The following is a 2208-nucleotide window of genomic DNA, read 5'->3' as shown; positions in this document are numbered from 1 at the left end:
TAAAAAATCTCAAATAATATTTTTGATATTATTTGAGATTTTTTTGTTTTACAAAAATAACATTGGTCAAAGCTATATTCATGTTTATAGTGAATGTTGTTTTCTTTAGGATTTAATATATTATCACAACATAAATATGCTTTCATAACGTTTATAGCAAAGGTTAGTATTACGCTGGGGGGAGATACTACGACCTCCCCCCATGTGTGCATTGTGCATTGTGCCAAAAAACAAAAAACAACCGTTAATCTTTGGCGCTGTTGGGTTTAGGAGGCTTTTTAGTTATTTTTATTTTTTGAATCTTTGTAACTGTTGGGGCTGTAAGGTTAATTTGACTAATTGTTGACATGCATGTTATAATTACTGCCAGTTACGCAGTAACTAGTCACAAGCTACTGGCAGTTATGATTATAGATTTTAATAAAAAATAGGGGGGGTAAAAAGAGTTGATTTTTTACCCCCCTATTTTTGTTTGAAAATTAAAATTTACAATCTTTTAAATTCCACTTTTGGTGGAATTTGTGGCATAATAGTTGGAATATTATCCGCTGTCGGTGGAACATTATCCGCTACTAGTGGAGTATTTTTATAAGGGTGACCTCACTTTTAAAATCAAGAAATTGCTTGGTACAACCAAGCCCAGCACGCTTTAGCAAAAAGCGTGGGGTCGGATTTCCCTTATGCTCTTTACTGGAGAATGTCATTTTTTGGTAGCGTTTGTTTTGTGAAAGGAATTGAAATGAAAGAGTTTAGAGTAAAAATGACAGAGGAAGATTATGAGAGATTGACTGAAATAAAAAAACGATTTGGCTTTTATCAAAACAAAGAAGTTTTTAATAAGTTTTTAGATTTAGCAGAGAATATAACTACTGAACAGGAGATTGCTCAAAATCTTAGATATGCAATTAAACAAATTGGTTTTACTAAAAAGCAAGTTGGTATTTTGTCTGAAATGATTTCAGAATATTTTTCGTACAAAGGTATTAAAGCTGTTGGTTATGGGATTGAGGCAGACGTTTATAAATCCGCAGAAAAATTAGTTGAGAAAAGAATTAATAATCAAATGCAAAAAAATCATGGGCGAATTTTGTAGTATAGGTGCCCTTTATGCTGTATGAAGTGTCAACGGTAAATTATCCCTAGAAGTCTCAAAAACGGCTGTAAGGACGTTTTATGAGCTTCTGGGAGAGTTTTAAGGAGTTGACACTTAACAAACCTTTTAAGCTAAATAAAAAGGCGAGAAGAGCTGAAAAAGCCTTTCTCGCCTTAATGACTATTTGCTATAATAATTTTTAGATATAAAAAAAGCCGACTGGCGGGTCAGCTTAGGTAACAATACAAACGCAAAAATGTTTTGTTAAGAATAATTCTATTCAATTTTGGGATAAAAGTAAATATTTTTTCCCGATTGGTTAATTGTATTAGACCTTGCTAGTTGGTATTGATAGCCGAAAGTGAGGTTTTTATTATGATTGAAAAAAAGAAAAAATTGGTTAAAGGCAGAGACTGGACGTTTATTGTTTATCCTGAAAGTGCGCCTGAAAATTGGCGAGATATTTTGAATCAAACTCATTTAGAGTGGGTAGAGAGTCCGCTGCATAACAAAGATGTGAATTCTGATGGTAGTAAGAAAAAAGCTCATTGGCATATATTGCTAAGGTTTTCTGGACCTGTCACTATTAAGAGGATAAATGATATTATTGAACCGTTGAATACGCCTATTCCTCAAAAAGTTGGCTCGGCAAAGGGTATGGTTAGATATTTTGCGCATATGGATAATCCAGAAAAATATCAATATTCGATTGAGGATATAAGAGCACACAATGGTGCTGATATTGCTGATTTTTTTAAGCTTTCTTCTAGTCAAAATTTACATGCTATGAAACAAATATTTCAGTTTATTAAGGCTAAAGAAATCGATAATTATATTGATTTTTTGAATTTTTGTTTGGAACAAGGTAATGATGATTGGTTTGATATAGCTATAAATCATAATACTTTAGCAATAAATAAAATGCTTGATGCGATGTGGCAAAAGCATCAAGGGCTTAAAGCTAAAAATAAAGTATACAAAGTTTGAATTTAAGATTATTGTTTACTACGACCTCCCCTACATTTACTTTTCCTGTTATTTCGATTTGAGAAAAGATTTGTATCATTGTTGTAAATGCTGATGTTATAGAAATTATTATAAATTTGTTTATATAA

At 31.8% G+C, this 2208-nt stretch carries 2 protein-coding genes; both read left to right on the top strand.

Annotated features, from left to right (window positions below; all coding sequences use genetic code 11):
* The first annotated feature begins 739 nt into the window (after positions 1–739).
* A complete protein-coding gene (locus tag GA0061070_RS24310; protein ID WP_090139088.1) occupies positions 740–1093 on the top strand; it encodes a hypothetical protein in 354 nt (117 codons plus the stop codon).
* Positions 1094–1468: 375 nt separating this feature from the next.
* Positions 1469–2080, top strand: a complete 612-nt coding sequence (locus GA0061070_RS24305) for a replication protein (RefSeq protein ID WP_090094259.1) — start codon at positions 1469–1471, stop codon at positions 2078–2080.
* The last annotated feature ends 128 nt before the right edge of the window (positions 2081–2208 follow it).

Source organism: Kosakonia oryziphila, assembly GCF_900094795.1.
GTDB lineage: Bacteria > Pseudomonadota > Gammaproteobacteria > Enterobacterales > Enterobacteriaceae > Kosakonia > Kosakonia oryziphila.
Note: the sequence above shows the minus strand (reverse complement) of the source record. Positions and strands in the feature narration are given on the sequence as shown.